This window comes from Streptomyces sp. NPDC096176 (genome assembly GCF_044763255.1).
Lineage (GTDB): Bacteria > Actinomycetota > Actinomycetes > Streptomycetales > Streptomycetaceae > Streptomyces.
Genome location: NZ_JBIWFV010000005.1, coordinates 413,596 through 428,388, shown reverse-complemented (window position 1 = coordinate 428,388; position 14,793 = coordinate 413,596). Strand labels below are relative to the sequence as shown.

The 14,793-nt window shown below is 69.7% G+C and carries 16 protein-coding genes; 10 read left to right on the top strand and 6 right to left on the bottom strand.

Translation table 11 applies throughout. The features are described 5' to 3' along the window. Window positions 1–365: 365 nt before the first annotated feature. Together ACIQ7Q_RS16720 and ACIQ7Q_RS16715 are read left to right on the top strand one after the other, a co-directional pair. Complete coding sequence (locus ACIQ7Q_RS16720; RefSeq protein WP_403861636.1) at window positions 366–593, top strand: hypothetical protein; 228 nt, start codon at window positions 366–368, stop codon at window positions 591–593. 781 nt (window positions 594–1,374) lie between these two features. Next, complete coding sequence (locus tag ACIQ7Q_RS16715) at window positions 1,375–1,809, top strand: VOC family protein (RefSeq protein ID WP_403861634.1); 435 nt, start codon at window positions 1,375–1,377, stop codon at window positions 1,807–1,809. A 47-nt stretch (window positions 1,810–1,856) separates the two neighbouring features. Here the strand turns inward: ACIQ7Q_RS16715 and ACIQ7Q_RS16710 are convergent, their stop codons facing one another. The 3 genes from ACIQ7Q_RS16710 to ACIQ7Q_RS16700 all read right to left on the bottom strand — a co-directional run bounded on the left by ACIQ7Q_RS16710 (window position 1,857) and on the right by ACIQ7Q_RS16700 (window position 6,218). Next, the gene (locus ACIQ7Q_RS16710) at window positions 1,857–3,167 is read right to left on the bottom strand and encodes a phytase (protein ID WP_403861632.1); all 1,311 of its coding nucleotides are present in this window, start codon (window positions 3,165–3,167) and stop codon (window positions 1,857–1,859) included. 182 nt (window positions 3,168–3,349) lie between these two features. Further along, window positions 3,350–5,803, bottom strand: a complete 2,454-nt coding sequence (locus ACIQ7Q_RS16705; protein ID WP_403861630.1) for an HAD-IC family P-type ATPase — start codon at window positions 5,801–5,803, stop codon at window positions 3,350–3,352. A gap of 121 nt (window positions 5,804–5,924) precedes the next feature. Next, window positions 5,925–6,218: a DUF2530 domain-containing protein gene (locus ACIQ7Q_RS16700; RefSeq protein ID WP_403861628.1), complete on the bottom strand. Its 294-nt coding sequence runs from the start codon at window positions 6,216–6,218 to the stop codon at window positions 5,925–5,927. Between the two features lie 226 nt (window positions 6,219–6,444). Between ACIQ7Q_RS16700 and ACIQ7Q_RS16695 the strand changes: the two genes are divergently transcribed. After that, window positions 6,445–7,899 (top strand): NCS2 family permease, encoded by a 1,455-nt coding sequence (locus ACIQ7Q_RS16695; RefSeq protein ID WP_403861626.1) that lies wholly within the window; start codon window positions 6,445–6,447, stop codon window positions 7,897–7,899. A gap of 78 nt (window positions 7,900–7,977) precedes the next feature. Here ACIQ7Q_RS16695 and ACIQ7Q_RS16690 read toward each other — a convergent pair whose 3' ends face one another. Continuing rightward, on the bottom strand, window positions 7,978–8,160 hold the full coding sequence (locus ACIQ7Q_RS16690) for a ribbon-helix-helix protein, CopG family (protein WP_403861623.1): 183 nt from the start codon (window positions 8,158–8,160) through the stop codon (window positions 7,978–7,980). Between the two features lie 131 nt (window positions 8,161–8,291). On the opposite strand from ACIQ7Q_RS16690, the gene ACIQ7Q_RS16685 reads away from it, so the two are divergent. Genes ACIQ7Q_RS16685 through ACIQ7Q_RS16675 form a run of 3 tightly spaced genes read left to right on the top strand, consistent with a single transcriptional unit; the run spans window position 8,292 to window position 10,376 of the window. Further along, window positions 8,292–8,738, top strand: a complete 447-nt coding sequence (locus ACIQ7Q_RS16685) for a MarR family transcriptional regulator (RefSeq protein ID WP_356635970.1) — start codon at window positions 8,292–8,294, stop codon at window positions 8,736–8,738. 46 nt (window positions 8,739–8,784) lie between these two features. After that, a complete protein-coding gene (locus ACIQ7Q_RS16680; protein ID WP_403861620.1) occupies window positions 8,785–10,125 on the top strand; it encodes an MFS transporter in 1,341 nt (446 codons plus the stop codon). 32 nt (window positions 10,126–10,157) lie between these two features. Then, window positions 10,158–10,376 (top strand): hypothetical protein, encoded by a 219-nt coding sequence (locus tag ACIQ7Q_RS16675; protein ID WP_403861617.1) that lies wholly within the window; start codon window positions 10,158–10,160, stop codon window positions 10,374–10,376. Window positions 10,377–10,402: 26 nt separating this feature from the next. Here the strand turns inward: ACIQ7Q_RS16675 and ACIQ7Q_RS16670 are convergent, their stop codons facing one another. Beyond that, window positions 10,403–10,864: an ester cyclase gene (locus ACIQ7Q_RS16670; protein ID WP_403861614.1), complete on the bottom strand. Its 462-nt coding sequence runs from the start codon at window positions 10,862–10,864 to the stop codon at window positions 10,403–10,405. Window positions 10,865–10,953: 89 nt separating this feature from the next. Between ACIQ7Q_RS16670 and ACIQ7Q_RS16665 the strand changes: the two genes are divergently transcribed. The 3 genes from ACIQ7Q_RS16665 to ACIQ7Q_RS16655 all read left to right on the top strand — a co-directional run bounded on the left by ACIQ7Q_RS16665 (window position 10,954) and on the right by ACIQ7Q_RS16655 (window position 13,545). Then, on the top strand, window positions 10,954–11,421 hold the full coding sequence (locus ACIQ7Q_RS16665) for a MarR family winged helix-turn-helix transcriptional regulator (RefSeq protein WP_403861611.1): 468 nt from the start codon (window positions 10,954–10,956) through the stop codon (window positions 11,419–11,421). A gap of 311 nt (window positions 11,422–11,732) precedes the next feature. Continuing rightward, window positions 11,733–12,302, top strand: a complete 570-nt coding sequence (thpR, locus tag ACIQ7Q_RS16660) for an RNA 2',3'-cyclic phosphodiesterase (RefSeq protein WP_403861608.1) — start codon at window positions 11,733–11,735, stop codon at window positions 12,300–12,302. 253 nt (window positions 12,303–12,555) lie between these two features. After that, on the top strand, window positions 12,556–13,545 hold the full coding sequence (locus tag ACIQ7Q_RS16655; RefSeq protein ID WP_403861605.1) for an aldo/keto reductase: 990 nt from the start codon (window positions 12,556–12,558) through the stop codon (window positions 13,543–13,545). A 152-nt stretch (window positions 13,546–13,697) separates the two neighbouring features. On the opposite strand, the gene ACIQ7Q_RS16650 is transcribed toward ACIQ7Q_RS16655, so the two are convergent. Beyond that, the gene (locus ACIQ7Q_RS16650; protein WP_403861602.1) at window positions 13,698–14,234 is read right to left on the bottom strand and encodes a MarR family winged helix-turn-helix transcriptional regulator; all 537 of its coding nucleotides are present in this window, start codon (window positions 14,232–14,234) and stop codon (window positions 13,698–13,700) included. 14 nt (window positions 14,235–14,248) lie between these two features. Here ACIQ7Q_RS16650 and ACIQ7Q_RS16645 point away from each other — a divergent pair, with 14 nt between their 5' ends. Then, window positions 14,249–14,758, top strand: coding sequence for a carboxymuconolactone decarboxylase family protein (locus tag ACIQ7Q_RS16645; RefSeq protein WP_403861599.1), 510 nt, complete (start codon window positions 14,249–14,251; stop codon window positions 14,756–14,758). The last annotated feature ends 35 nt before the right edge of the window (window positions 14,759–14,793 follow it).

The following is a 14,793-nucleotide window of genomic DNA, read 5'->3' as shown; positions in this document are numbered from 1 at the left end:
CGCCGGCGTGAGGCGGACCAACCCGGCGTGCAGTACGTGGCGGGCGCCGAGACCCTGCCCTGGCACGGAGGCGTCACCGCCGACGAGCCGGCGGCCGCCCTGCGCCCCCTCGTCACGTGACAGGACTCGTCGCTCGAACATGACGGCAGGAAGTGCATGTCAATTGACGCTTCCGTGAAGAAGTATTCACGATCAAAAACGGAACGTACGTTGCCGGTTGGCCCGTTGGCGTGATCTCATCCAGGGGTGCGGGGGTCGTGCCCCCCCCATACCGGCGCTTGGTGAACGTTTGCGCCGGCCTGTTTTCCTTGATGTGCGTTCGGGTCGACGGTCCCGGATTTTTCCGATGTGAAAAGGGAGAGAAAGTGCGTAACGACTTCACCTCTGTCGAGACCGCCGAGATTTCCGACAGCGACCTGGACGGAATCTCCGGCGGCATTGCCAGCGCCCACGCCGGTGTCAACGGCTACGGTGCTGCCGTCAACGTCGGCGATGTTGTCGGTGCTGCCCAGTCCGTCGCCTCCGTCGTGCCGGTCGCCGCTGTCACCGGCGCGGTCAACGGCCTCGTCGCGGTGCAGACCACCGGCATCTGAGAAAGACCTGCCGCAAAGCCTTCTCGGCCACGAGCAATTCCCGCCCCGTCCGCTGATGAGTGGACTTGACAGGCGAGATCGGCCTCGGGACTCCAGTCCCGAGGCCCTTGTGCATGTTCCGACTCTCGGATTTCGAACGTCGCGCCTTTTGTGTGGAGAGCGGGTAAGGGATTCGTGACCGGAACGGTGTGAACATGCGTACCGGTTCCACGGAACGGTCTTTCACGCCACGCGAAGATGCCTTTCGATACGGGCGACGGTGGTGCCGCGTCCAGGCGGGCGCACGTCGCTTCGAACGCCCGCACGTCGGGCTGCGCCAAGCCGATCTCATGGAGTGGACGGTCTGCTCGACGAGTTCGGCGAAGCCGTAGGCGGCCGTCTCCCGTTGCCGGGTGCCGACGAAGCTGTTGCTCAGGATGCCCAACGCGCAGTGCTGTCGCAGGCCGTGGGCGCAGGGCAAGAGTTCGTCGTTGGGCGCCCCCAGGTAATCGGCCCCCCTCCTCGGACTCCCGTCCCAAGTCGTACACGTTCACGAGCGAACTCGCGGGTGGGCCGGGGCCTGCCGACCAGGCCGGGCCCGGCCGTCGATTGCCCGACCGGGTCGTAGAAGAACGTGCGGGTGCGGAGCTTCAGGTGCGCGGCGCCCGGCGGGCGGCTACGGTGGGTCGGGTGACTGCCGGGTCGGCCATGGGCCACGCACGAGTGAGGCGCCCGGCCTCGGCGTGAGCGCGAGGCGGGCCAGGGCTCCGCCGTTCTCTCTCCTCTTCCGCTTCGTCCTTTGATGAACCACGACTTGGAGAGTCACCCCACCATGCCGCAGCAGCAGTCCGTCACCACCGTCCAGCTCAACCACACCGTCGTGTACGCCGAGGACCGGCAGCTGTCCGCCGAGTTCATAGCCGCGATCCTCGGCCTCGAAGTCGGCGCACCGTTCGGCCCGTTCCTGCCGGTCGACATCGGGAACGGCGTGACGCTCGACTACTACGAGATGGCCGACGAGCCGATCCAGTCGCAGCACTACGCGTTCCTCGTGCCCGACGAGCAGTTCGACACCATGATCGCCCGGCTCGATGCGGTCGGGGTCACCTACTACGCCGACCCGAGCCACACCGAACCGGGCCGGATCAACCGCCTCTTCGGTGGCCGGGGCGCGTACTTCGACGACCCGAACGGGCACAACATGGAGATCATGACCCGGCCCTACGCCCGTCCGTAGGCGAGCCCTCCGCGCAGGGCGACGCCCCTGCGCGGAGGGACGGCCCGTCAGTCGACGGTGTCCAGGACGTTGGCGAGGTCGACGAACTTGAAGCCGGTGGCCTCACGGTCGCCGTCCGCCGGAGTGGCGGCGTGGCCGTCCTGGACGACAAGCAGGCCGTGCGGATACTTGCTGCCGAGCGGGGCGTTGAGCACGGCCGCGCCGTCGCACTCCTCGGAGCCGTCCAGTACGGGCGAGGCGGCGGTGACACGGAAGCCACCCTCGTACTCGTTGTCGTCGCCGATCTCGCGGTCGTACAGGGCGAAGGCGTTGTCGCCCTGGCCGGAGGCCAGCAGATAGCCGTCGCCGTCGGACTCGTCGAGGATCGTCAGCCCTTCGACGTCGGCGGACAGTCGCGTGCCGCCGTAGCCGGGGTCGGCGCCCGGCGTGCACTCCTCGGTCTGCTCGTCGTACGTGCCGGGGACGCCGTATTCGCGGACCCTGTCGACCAGGACGGGCTTTCCGCGCAGGTCGGCGGGCAGGCGCCAGATGCCGACGTCCTCCTGGCCGGCGTACAGCACACCGTTGGCCGCGTCGACGACCATGCCCTCGACCTGGGGGAGTTCGCCGGGCTCGCCGCACGGCGTCCAGGAAGTGCCGTTCGGGAGGCGGAAGGCGGAGGGCAGGTCGACGGTACGGATCTCGCGGTAGCCGACCGTGCCCCGCGGGCCGGGCGTGAGCTCCAGCAGGGCGATGCCGGTACGGCTCCGGCGGCTGGCGAGGGCGTACGAGCGGCCTGTCGAGCGGTCGGTCCAGGTGGCCAGACCGTACGCCGTGTGCTGCTCGTTGATCTCGTCCTGGTCCTTTGAGAACACGGGCGCGGCGGCGGGGTCGGTGACATCGGTGAGCGGGCCGCCGGGCCGGTCGCGGTCGATGCGGTAGAAGCGGAGCCGGTCGTTGCCGCGGTCGCTGACGACGGCGAGGTCTGCCCGACCGGGGACGAGCCGGGTGCCCTCGACCAGATCGACGTTGTTGAAGCGGCCGGGGGCGTCGTCCGGTACGGCGGGCGCCGGGGCCGGGATCGACTGGACCTGGCGGGCGTCGAGATCGTAGACGCGCAGGCCGCCCTCCTTGGCCGTGGCGATGACGAGGCTGCGGCCGGGCGCAGCCTCGTTGCGCCAGATCGCGGGGTCGTCGGCGTTGGCGTTGCCGCCGGCCTCGTCGTCGTACAGCGTGGCCGTCTCGGCCTTCGGCCGGATGGTGGGCAGGGACGCCCGGTCGCCGGGGTGGTGGGCCTGGACGGGCGCTGCCGCGGCGATGGCCGCGAGCGCGGTGCCCAGGACGAGGGCGGCGGGGCGGAGGGGGCGGCGCGTGGTCATATGAGCTCCTCTATGTCGAGTACATGACGCTTCGCTCGTAGAGGACCCTGGCGGCAGCCGGTGGGCCAGGCGTGATGGCCGGGTGTCGCCGCGGTGAATTCGGCAGGGGAACAAGGGGAATTCGGCATCGCGCAGCGCCGCCCCCCCCACGACTGGAGGGGGCGGCGGACGGCGCAGAGCCGCTACGCCGGTATCCGGCGCGCCACCACTCGCCACGCCAGCTCCAGCAGCACCGCCCCCGTCGCCGCGATCGCGACGGCCGCCCACGGCAGCACCGAGCCCACCAGTTTCAGCGCGAAGAAGTCCTGCAGCCACGGGACCACCATCACCAGCAGGAAGCCCAGCCCCATGGTCGCCACCAGGCCGACCCGCCACCAGGTGTACGGGCGGGCGATGATCACGAGGACCCACATCGCGATCAGGAACAGCGTCAGCGTCGCCACGCTGGTCTCCGCGTCGAGGGCGCCCGGTCCCCTGTAGTAGGTGCGGGCCAACAGGTAGGCGGCGAACGTGCCCACCGCCGCGATCAGGCCGGCGGGGACGGCGTACCGCATCACCCTGCGTACGAAGTGGGGTTCGGCGCGTTCCGTGTTGGGGGCCAGGGCCAGGAAGAAGGCCGGGACGCCGATGGTGAGGGTGGACAGCAGCGTCAGGTGGCGGGGGAGGAAGGGGTACTCGACCTGGCTGCAGACCACCAGGATCGCGAGGAGGACCGAGTACACCGTCTTGGTCAGGAACAGGGTGGCCACGCGCGTGATGTTGCCGATGACCCGGCGGCCCTCCGCGACCACCGAGGGCAGCGTCGCGAAGCTGTTGTTGAGCAGGACGATCTGCGCGACGGCCTTCGTGGCCTCCGAACCGGCGCCCATCGCCACACCGATGTCCGCGTCCTTGAGCGCCAGGACGTCGTTGACGCCGTCACCGGTCATGGCGACGGTGTGTCCGCGGGACTGGAGCGCGCCGACCATGTCGCGTTTCTGCTGGGGGCTGACGCGGCCGAAGACGGTGTTGGCGTCCAGCTCCGCGCCCATTGCCTCCCGTTCCGCGGGCAGCCTGCGCGCGTCGAGCGTGCCGTCGGCGCCGGGCAGGCCGAGCTTGGCCGCGACCGCCCCCACGGCGACCGCGTTGTCGCCGGAGATGACCTTGGCCGCCACGTCCTGGTCGGCGAAGTACCGCAGCGTCTCGGACGCGTCGGGCCGCAGGCGCTGTTCGAGGACGACCAGGGCGGCCGGCATCCGCTCCGCCGGGGCGTCCAGCGGTCCCGTGGCCCGGGCCAGCAGCAGCACCCGCAGGCCCTGCCGGTTGAGCTGGTCGACCTCGGTGAGGGACGAGTGCCCGGCGGGCAGAAGCACGTCGGGTGCGCCCAGCAGCCATGTCGAGTGTCCGCCGTCGCCGTTCGCGAGGGTGGCGCCGCTGTATTTGCGGGCCGAGGAGAAGGGAAGGGTGTCGGTGCAGCGGTGGTTCCCGCCGTCGGGGTAGGCCGCGATGATGGCCTGCAGGGAGGCGTTCGGGCGCGGGTCGGCCCCGCCGAGCGCGCCCAGCACCTGGCGTACGTGCGCCTCGTCCGCCCCGTCCAGCGGGCGCAGCTCGGTCACGTCCATGCCGCCCTCGGTGAGTGTTCCGGTCTTGTCGAGGCAGACGACGTCGACGCGGGCCAGGCCCTCGATGGCGGGGAGTTCCTGCACGAGGCACTGTTTGCGGCCGAGCCGGATGACCCCGATCGCGAAGGCGACGGAGGTGAGCAGGACGAGCCCCTCGGGGATCATCGGCACGATCCCGCCGACGGTCCTCGCCACCGAGTCCTTGAAGTTGTTGTCCTTCACGACCAGCTGGCTGATGATCAGCCCGATCGCGGTCGGGACCATCATCCACGTCACGTATTTGAGAATCGTGGAGATACCGGAGCGCAGCTCGGAGTGCACGAGCGTGAAGCGGGACGCCTCCTCGGCGAGCTGCACCGCGTATGCCTCACGACCCACCTTGGTGGCCGTGAACGCGCCGCCGCCCGCGACGACGAAGCTGCCGGACATCACCTGGTCGCCCGCCTGCTTGAGCACGGGGTCGGCCTCACCGGTCAGCAGGGACTCGTCGACCTCGAGGTTGTCCGCCTCCGCGATCTCGCCGTCGACGACGACCTTGTCGCCGGGGCCGAGTTCGACAAGGTCGCCGAGGACGATCTCGGAGGTGGAGATCGAGGCGGCGACGCCGTCCCGCCGCACCCTCGGCTTCGCCTCGCCGATGACCGCGAGCCCGTCGAGGGTCTTCTTGGCGCGCAGCTCCTGGACGATGCCGATGCCGGTGTTGGCGATGATCACGAAGCCGAAGAGGCTGTCCTGGATCGGCGCGACGAAGAACATGATCACCCACAGCACGCCGATGATCGCGTTGAATCGGGTGAGCACGTTGGCGCGGACGATGTCGACGGCGGAGCGGGAACTGCGTACGGGTACGTCGTTGACCTCCCCGCGGGCGACCCGCTCCGCGACCTGAGCGGCCGTCAGTCCGCCCGAGGGCGGCCCTCCGGCCGGGGGCCCCGGCAGCCGCCGGGGGTGTACGGGGTCGAGTTCTGCGCCCGCGTCGATGACGGGCCCTTCCGGCTCGTGGGCGCCGGGGCCCCTGTCCGCCCGCTGCGTCATGTTCTCGACGTTACGGCCGGAGCGGTCCGCTCACCCCTGGGCGAGGCGGAAGACGGCACCACGGTCGGACGGAAATCGTCCCTGGGGACTACGGCGGCCCAGAAGCTGGGCGCGGGTCGGGTCAGGCCTGCGGGCCCGGCTCCTGGGTCTCGGCGCCCTGGGCCGCTTCGGCATCCGCCGCGCGCTTGATCGCCGTGTCCCGGCCGCGCACGTACCAGATGCCGATGAGCCCGAGGCCGGCGCCGGCCAGGCAGGTCCACACCCACCAGGTCAGATCGCGGTCGGCGAACCAGCCGTAGAAGGGGACCTGGACGAGGAACATCACGAACCAGAGGATCGTGCCGCCGACGATCGTCGAGACGATCGGGCCCTCAAGGGGTTCGGGTGCCTCGTGCCGGGGGGTCCACTTCGCCATGGCGACAGTGTAGGCGGGTGCCGATGGCCGCGGGCGGGGAGGGACGGACGGTCGGACGGGCCGTAGGCGCCATGGGTCTACGCGCGGAGATTGGCGATCTTTCGTTCATATGTTCATACTGAAACTGATTCCGGCTGGCTGGTTTTCCTCGTTGGAACATCCAAATCAGGCCGGGTTTTTCTTGCCCTTTCCTGTGTCGCCCCTTCGCGTACGACTGAGGTTCCGCATGTCCACCACGGCCACCGCCACGGTCGATTCCCCCGGCCTGCCGCCCACCCCCCAGCAGCCCGTCGGCGGTCTGGACCGCTTCTTCAAGATCTCGGAGCGCGGTTCCACCGTCGCCCGCGAGGTCCGTGGCGGCTTCGCCACCTTCTTCGCGATGGCGTACATCCTCGTGCTGAACCCGATCATCCTCGGCAGCGCCAAGGACATGTACGGGCACCAGCTCGACGGCGGTCAGCTGGTCACCGCCACCGTGCTGACCGCCGCCTTCTCCACCCTCCTGATGGGTGTCATCGGCAACGTCCCGATCGCCCTCGCGGCCGGACTCGGCGTCAACACGGTCGTCGCCCTCCAGCTCGCGCCCAGGATGGCCTGGGCGGACGCCATGGGCATGGTCGTGCTCGCCGGTGTCGTGGTGATGCTGCTGGTGGCCACGGGCCTGCGTGAGCGCGTGATGAACGCCGTTCCGCTCGGCATCCGCAAGGCCATCGCGATCGGCATCGGCCTGTTCATCATGCTCATCGGGCTGGTGGACTCGGGCTTCGTCACGCGTATCCCCGACGCCGCCCACACCACCGTCCCGCTGCAGCTGGGCACCGGCGGCCATCTGCTCGGCTGGCCGGTCCTCGTCTTCGCGCTCGGAACGCTGCTCACCCTCGCGCTGATCATCCGCAAGGTGCCGGGCGCGATCCTCATCTCGATCGTCGTGATGACGGTCGGCGCGATGGTCATCCACGCCGTGGCGGACGTCGAGTCCTGGGGCCTGACCACGCCCGAGTGGCCCGGCAACCCGCTCTCCACCCCAGACTTCGGTCTGCTCGGTCAGGTCAGCCTGTTCGGTGGCTTCGAGAAGGTCGGCCTGCTGACCGGCGTCCTGTTCGTCTTCACCGTGCTGCTGTCCTGCTTCTTCGACGCGATGGGCACGATCCTCGCCGTGGGCGACGAGGCCAAGCTGATGGACAAGGACGGGAACTACCCGGGCATCAACAAGGTGCTGATCGTCGACGGCATCGCCGTCGCCGCGGGCGGCGCCACGTCCTGCTCCGCCAACACCTGCTTCGTCGAGTCCACTGCCGGTGTCGGCGAGGGCGCCCGTACGGGGCTGTCGTCGGTCGTCACCGGTGCGCTGTTCTCGGTGGCGCTGTTCCTCACGCCGCTCGCCACGATGGTCCCGTCCCAGGCGGCGACACCCGCCCTGGTGGCGGTCGGCTTCCTGATCCTGGCCGGTTCGATCAAGGATATCGACTGGAGCGACTTCACTGTCGCCGCCCCCGCGTTCCTGGCGATGGTGATGATGCCGTTCACGTACTCGATCACCCACGGCATCGGCATCGGCTTCATCGCCTTCAGCGCGCTGCGCCTGGCGGCGGGGCGTGGGCGCGAGGTGCCCGCGGCGATGTACGCGGTCTCGGCGGTGTTCGTCTTCTCCTACGCGATGCCGGCTCTCGGCCTCACCTGACCGGTCTCGCGCGATCGCATGCGATCGGATCGGACGAGTCGATCCGCGCAGGAAGCGAGCCGATCCGCACAGGAGCGGTCACGTAACGCCGTAGAACTTCTCCGTCTCGTCGACGGCCGCCTTGAAGCGCTCGTCGAGGTCGTCGCGAATGAGCGTCCGGACCACATAGTCCTGGACGCTCATTTGCCGTTTTGCGGCGCGCTCCCGGAGCCGGTCGGGCAGATCGCCGTCTATCCGCAGGCTGAGCACTGTCGATCCCATGCCGCTCAGGGTCGCCTCATCCCGGTCGCCCGAGCGTCACTTTCCTGATGCGTCTCACTCATATGGGTGAAGCACCTATCAGACCCGTAATCGACTGGTCTTTAGTCAGGGTAATGAGTTATGCTAACAACATGCCTGACTTGTCCCACGGTACTGACGCGGACGTCGCCGCCGTGAACTCGCTCCGCTCGGCCGTCATGCGGCTGGGCCGCCGTCTGAAGCACCAGCGCGTCGACGAATCGCTGAGCCCGACAGAGATGTCGGTGCTCGGCACCCTCGCCCTCTGCGGCTCGGCCACCCCCGGTGAGCTGGCCCGCAAGGAGCATGTCCAGCCGCCGTCCATGACCCGGATCGTCGCGCTGCTGGAAGCCAAGGGGCTGGTCCGGCTCGAGCCCCACCCCGACGACCGCCGGCAGAAGGTGGTCAGCCAGACCGAGCGCGCGGAAACCATGCTCGAGGAGTCCCGCCGCAAGCGGAACGCCTGGCTGGCATCGCTTGCCGAGGGTCTGGACGATGAGGAGTGGGCCACGCTCCGCGCAGCGGCCCCCGTGCTGGAGAAGCTCGCGCACCTGCGGTGAACCGCCGATTGCCCACCGACCGCCGACGCCGAGGAGGCGAACCCTTTTGAGTACGGGATCCGGAGCAGACTCCGCCCCCGCACCGACCGCCACCGACACCCTGCCCACCCCCAAGCAGACGATGTTCAGCTCGCTGAAGATCCGCAACTACCGGCTCTTCGCGACCGGACAGGTCGTCTCCAACACCGGCACCTGGATGCAGCGCATCGCCCAGGACTGGCTGGTGCTCACCCTGACCGGATCGGCATCCGCCGTCGGCATCACCATCGCGCTGCAGTTCCTGCCCATGCTTCTCTTCGGCCTGTACGGCGGCGTGCTCGCGGACCGGCTGCCCAAACGCCGGCTGCTGCTCGCCACCCAGTCCGCGATGGGCCTCACCGGCCTGGCGCTCGCCGGGCTCACGCTCAGCGGACACGTCCAGGTCTGGCACGTCTACCTGACGGCGTTCCTGCTCGGCCTCGTCACCGTCGTCGACAACCCGGCGCGGCAGTCGTTCGTCGCCGAGATGGTCGGCCCCGACCAGCTGCGCAACGCCGTTTCGCTGAACTCGGCGAACTTCCAGTCGGCGCGACTCGTCGGCCCGGCCGTGGCCGGTGTCCTGATCACCGCCGTCGGCAGCGGATACGCCTTCCTGCTCAACGGCCTCTCGTTCATCGCGCCCATCGCGGGCCTGCTGATGATGCGGACATCCGAGCTCCACAAGGTCGAGCGCGCCCCGCGCGGCAAGGGCCAGCTGCGCGAAGGCCTGCGGTATGTCGCGGGCCGGCCGGAGCTGATCTGGCCGATCGTCCTGGTCGGCTTCATCGGCACGTTCGGCTTCAACTTCCCGATCTGGCTCTCCGCGTTCGTCGACGACGTCTTCCACGGCGATGCCGGTACATACGGCCTGCTCAACACGCTGATGGCTGCCGGCTCCCTGGCCGGCGCCCTGCTCGCCGCCCGGCGCGGCACCTCGCGGCTGCGGCTGCTGGTCGGCGCGGCGGTGCTCTTCGGCGTGCTCGAGATCGTGACCGCGTTCGCGCCCGCGTTCTGGATCTTCGCGGTACTGATGGTTCCGATCGGCATGTTCGGCCTGACGGTCAACGTCACGGCGAACTCGAGCGTGCAGATGGCCACGGACCCGCTGATGCGGGGCCGGGTGATGAGCCTGTTCATGATGGTCTTCACCGGCGGCACTCCCGTCGGCGCCCCGCTCGTCGGCTGGATCACGGACACCTACGGGGCCCGCGTCGGCTTCGCGGCGGGCGGCGCGGTGGCCGCGATCGCGGCGATCGGCGTCGGCGTGATGCTGGCGCGAGTCGGGGGCCTGCGGCTGTGCTTCGGCTGGCACGGCGGGCATCCGCGGGTGCGGTTCGTCCCCCGCGACGAACTGGCCACGGCGGCGTAAGGCCCCTTCGGGTCCGGTGTCGTACGGGGCCCTTGCGGACCCGGGGCCCTTGCGGACCCGGGCCGCACGACATCGCCGAGGGCCACGACATCAAGGACGAGGACGTCGCCCGGCTCTCCCCGCTCAAAGACCGGCACGTCAACTTCCTGGGCCGCTGTCTGTGCAACATCAAGGCCCGTGGCCCCGGCCGGGGCCTGCGTCCTTTCCGGGACCCCGACGCCGTCGACGCCGACCATGACGAGGAGGGCTGACTCCGCCGGGGCCCGGTCCTGCCTGTTCAGTGCTGGGCGGGGCCGTTGGGGCCGGAGACGGCGCCGAGTTGGGACAGGCCGTCGAGGATGTCGGTGCAGGTCCAGTACTCGACGAACCGGCCGTTCTCGACGCGCAGGATGTCGTTGCCGCTGAAGGAGATCTTCGTGCCGATCGGGGCGGTGGCCCGGGGGATGCCGCCGGTGTAGGTGGCGCGCATGGTCCAGCGGGCGGCGATCAGGTCGCCGTCGACTATCGGGCCAAGGTCGACGTTGATGGTGATGTCGCCGAATGCCGTCATGGTCTGCTCGATCTCGGGCAGCAGGCGCTCGGGGCCGGTGACGGCCCCGGAGTCGCTGCCGTCCGGGCGGGCCTGGTGGACGACGAAGCCGGGGTCGAGGATCTCCCCGGCGTTGCTGAAATCGCCGCGCCACAGCTCGCTCCAGCGGTCGTAGAGGGCGTGCAGCTGCTCGGGGGTGTGGGTGGTCATGGGGTTCTCCCAGGGGTCGTGCTAGAAAGGATCTGCACCACACATTATCTGCGTGGCGCAGATATGAGTAGGACACCGAGGGCGATGCCATGTCAAACCGAACCCGTAAGGAGCTGGTCGCGGCGGTCACCGCGACGGCCCGGCGCCACCACGCCGCCTACACCCTGTTCAACCAGGCCATGGCCGAGCACCTCGGTCTGCACCCCACCGACCTGCAATGCGTCAGCCTTCTCTCTCTGGAATCCGGGCCCCGTACCACCGGCGAGATCGCGAAGCTGACCGGACTGACCTCCGGATCAGCCACCCGCCTGGTCGACCGCCTGCACAAGGCCGGCCTCGCCGAACGCCATCCCGATCCTCACGACCGGCGCAAGATGCTCGTCACGCTCGCCCATGGCCGCAACCCCGAGATCGAAGCCGCCTGGGACGCCCCGGGGCAGGCTTTCGACCAGGCCCTGGACGACTTCACCGACGACGAGCTCACCGTCATCGAGCGCTACCTGCGGCGCACCACCGACGTCGGTACCGAGCAGACAGCACGCCTGCGTACCAACTGATCCGACAGGAGCCCGGCTGCCCATGCGCGTCCACACACAGGGCGGATCGCGCCGGGAAACCGGGCACCTGGCCGTGGCGGATCCTCAAAAAAGGGGATCGTTTCTGAAGATGACCCCAGGGCCGCCGGGGCCGACGTTCCCCGGCAACGTCGGCCCCGGCGGCCGTGGGCGGGGCACTCCCGGCCTCGCAGGCCTTTGAGGCGCCCGGGGTGCGGGGCGAAGCCCCCGGGGAAAACGGCGCCGGGGGGCGGGGGCGGAGCCCCTGGAGAAAACGCCCGCCCGCCGGCACGGCCCGCGGGCACACTGACCACATGAGACTGTTCGCCGCCGTCATCCCGCCCCCACTGGCCGTCGACGAGCTCGACCGCGCCCTCACCCCCCTCCGCGCTTTTCCCGACGCCAAGGCGCTGCGCTGGACCGGGCGGCCCGGTTGGCATTTCACGCTCGCCTTCATGGGGGAGGTCGACGACGAGCTCCTGCCCGATCTGCGGGCGCGGCTCTCGCGCGCCGCGCACCGGACGCCGGAGTTTCCGCTCCGACTGCACCGCGGCGGGCGGTTCGGGAACCGGGCGCTGTGGATCGGCGCGGCCGGTGGGATCGAGCAGATGCGGCTGCTCGCCGAGCGCGCGGACGCGGCCGCCCGGCGGGCCGGCGTGAGCATGGAGGAGCACCGCCGCTACCAGGCGCACCTCACCGTGGCCCGCATCCGCGATTCCGGCGATCTGCGGCCGTACGTCGAGGCGCTGGACACCTTCGAGGGCACGCCCTGGGAGGTGGACGAGCTGGCCCTCGTACGCAGCAATCTGCCGGTCAGCGGGGTGCCGGGCGAGCGGCCCCGCTACGAGGTGGTCGACTCCTGGCCGCTGGAGGCCGCGGGTTAACCTCGTTGGGTGAACCCCAAGACCCGCAACCAGATCATGGCCGCCGTGCTGGTGCTGATGTTCGTGATCGTCATTGTGGCCGCGGCCCTCGGCTGACCCGTCTCCCGGCTGCACCCACCGAGGACCGGACCACACCGAGACCGGACCCCGCCGACGGGCCTGCTGCATGCCGTGGGCACGGCGGGGACCAGGTCGCCGACTTCGACGTGATGCGCTTGCTTCGAGCGTGCTCGAAGGCGTTGGCTTGGTCGTCATGAAGTACACGCAGCTCGGACGCACCGGACTCAAGGTCAGCCGACTCGTCCTCGGCACAATGAACTTCGGGCCCCAGACCGATGAGGCCGCAAGTCACGGCATCATGGACTCCGCGCTCGGCGCGGGCATCAACTTCTTCGACACGGCCAACGTCTACGGCTGGGGCGAGGAGAAGGGCCGTACGGAGGAGATCATCGGCACCTGGTTCGCCCAGGGCGGCGGGCGCCGCGACAAGGTCGTGCTCGCCACCAAGGTGTACGCGAACATGGGCACCGACGGCGAGGTCTGGCCCAACCACGACAAGCTCTCCGCCCTGAACATCCGCCGCGCGGTGGACGCTTCGCTCAAGCGGCTGCAGACCGACTACATCGACCTGTACCAGTTCCACCACATCGACCGGGACACACCGGTCGAGGAGATCTGGCAGGCGATCGACGTCCTGATCCAGCAAGGCAAGATCCTTTACGCGGGCTCCTCCAACTTCCCCGGCTGGAAGATCGCCCAGACCAATGAGACCGCCCGCCGCCTCGGCTCCTACGGCCTGGTCAGCGAGCAGTGCCTGTACAACCTGGCCGAGCGCCGCGCCGAGATGGAGGTCATCCCCGCCGCGCAGGAGTACGGCCTCGGTGTCATCCCGTGGTCCCCGCTGCACGGCGGCCTGCTCGGCGGCGTGCTGAAGAAGGAGGCCGAGGGCAAGCGCCGCCGGGACGGTCGCAGCGCGGACGCGCTCGCCAACTCGTCCGTACGGGAGAAGGTCCAGGCATACGAGGACCTGCTCGACAAGCACGGCCTGGAGCCGGGGGAGGCGGCACTGGCCTGGCTGCTCACCCGTCCCGGTGTGACGGGCCCGATCGTCGGCCCGCGCACGGCGGAACAGCTGCAATCGGCTCTGCGGGCTGTCGAGTTGGAACTGAACGAGGAGCTCCTCGCCTCCCTCGACGAGATCTTCCCGGGCCCGGGACCCTCCCCGGAGGCCTTCGCCTGGTGAGCCGCTGCTGTCCCGGGGGTGTCATCCGCCCCCGGCGCAGCGTCACTCGTGGGGGAAGTCGCTGGTGGTGAGGGTGAGGCCGACGGAGGTCCTGTTGAGGTCGAGGTCCGTGCCGAAGCTGACGGTGGTCTGGTTACGACCCCGGAGCGGCGTCACGCGCCGCCCAGCCAGCCCGCCGCGTCCAGGCGGAAGCTGTCCGGTGGGGTGACAGTGCGCAGGTCGGATTCGAGGTCGTGCAGGCGCTCGGCACCGATCGCCTGCGCCCATTCCGCGCGGAGTTGGTCGAAGATCGCCGCCGAGCGGGCGAGTGCGTCGAGGCCGTGGGGGGTGAGGCGGATCAGTTTGCGGCGGGCGTCGGTCGGGTCGTTCGCGCGTTCCGCGTAGCCGAGGGTCAGGAGGCGGTCGACGGTCTTGCCGGCGGCCTGCTTGGAGACGCCGAGGCGTCGGCCGATGTCGCTGGCCGTTGCTCCTGCCGGGCCGATCGCCTGCATGGCGAAGCCGTACGCGGGGCGCACCTCGGGGTGGCCCTGTCGGGCCAGTTCGGCGTGCAGTTTGTCGATGAGCGCGCGGAAACCGGCGAAGAGGAGCAGGGGCAGCTCGTAGCCGGGCGTGTCGGTAGCTTCCTTATTCGCCTTGCGTCGTTCGACAACCTGGTTTACGTTTTCGGGGTCGTCAACCATGTTGTCCATTGTAGGAGCTGCCCGTGTTCGCCGAGCACACCCTCGAAACGGCGCCGCCCGCGTCGCGCCGCGCCATGGAGTCCACCGTCAAGCGCCTCGGTCATCTGCCGCCCGCGGTGGCGAGGCTTGCCTCCTCGCCGCACCTGCTGGACGGCTTCCTGAAGCTGAGCGCCGCCTTCGAGGCGACGACGCTCGACCCGGTGGCGCGCGAGGTCGTCGTGATGACGGTCGCCGCGCGCAACGAGTGCCATGTGTGCGTGGTCATGCACACCGGCAAGCTCCGCGCGCTCGGCGCACAGGAGGAGCTGATCGCCGCCCTGTGCGAGCAGCAGCCACTTCAGGACGAACGGCTCGAGGCCGTCAGGACTTTCACCGTGGAGGTGTTCCGTACGGCAGGCGCCGTCGGGGACGACGAGCTGCGCGCCTTCTTCGCCCACGGCTTCACCTCGCAGAACGCGCTGGAGGTCGTCATGGGCATCGGTGCGTACACGATGTCGACGTTCGCCAACCGGCTGACCCGGGCCGCGCTCTGAGCGGGGACGGGATCCGGCCGTTGTGAGCGGGCCGT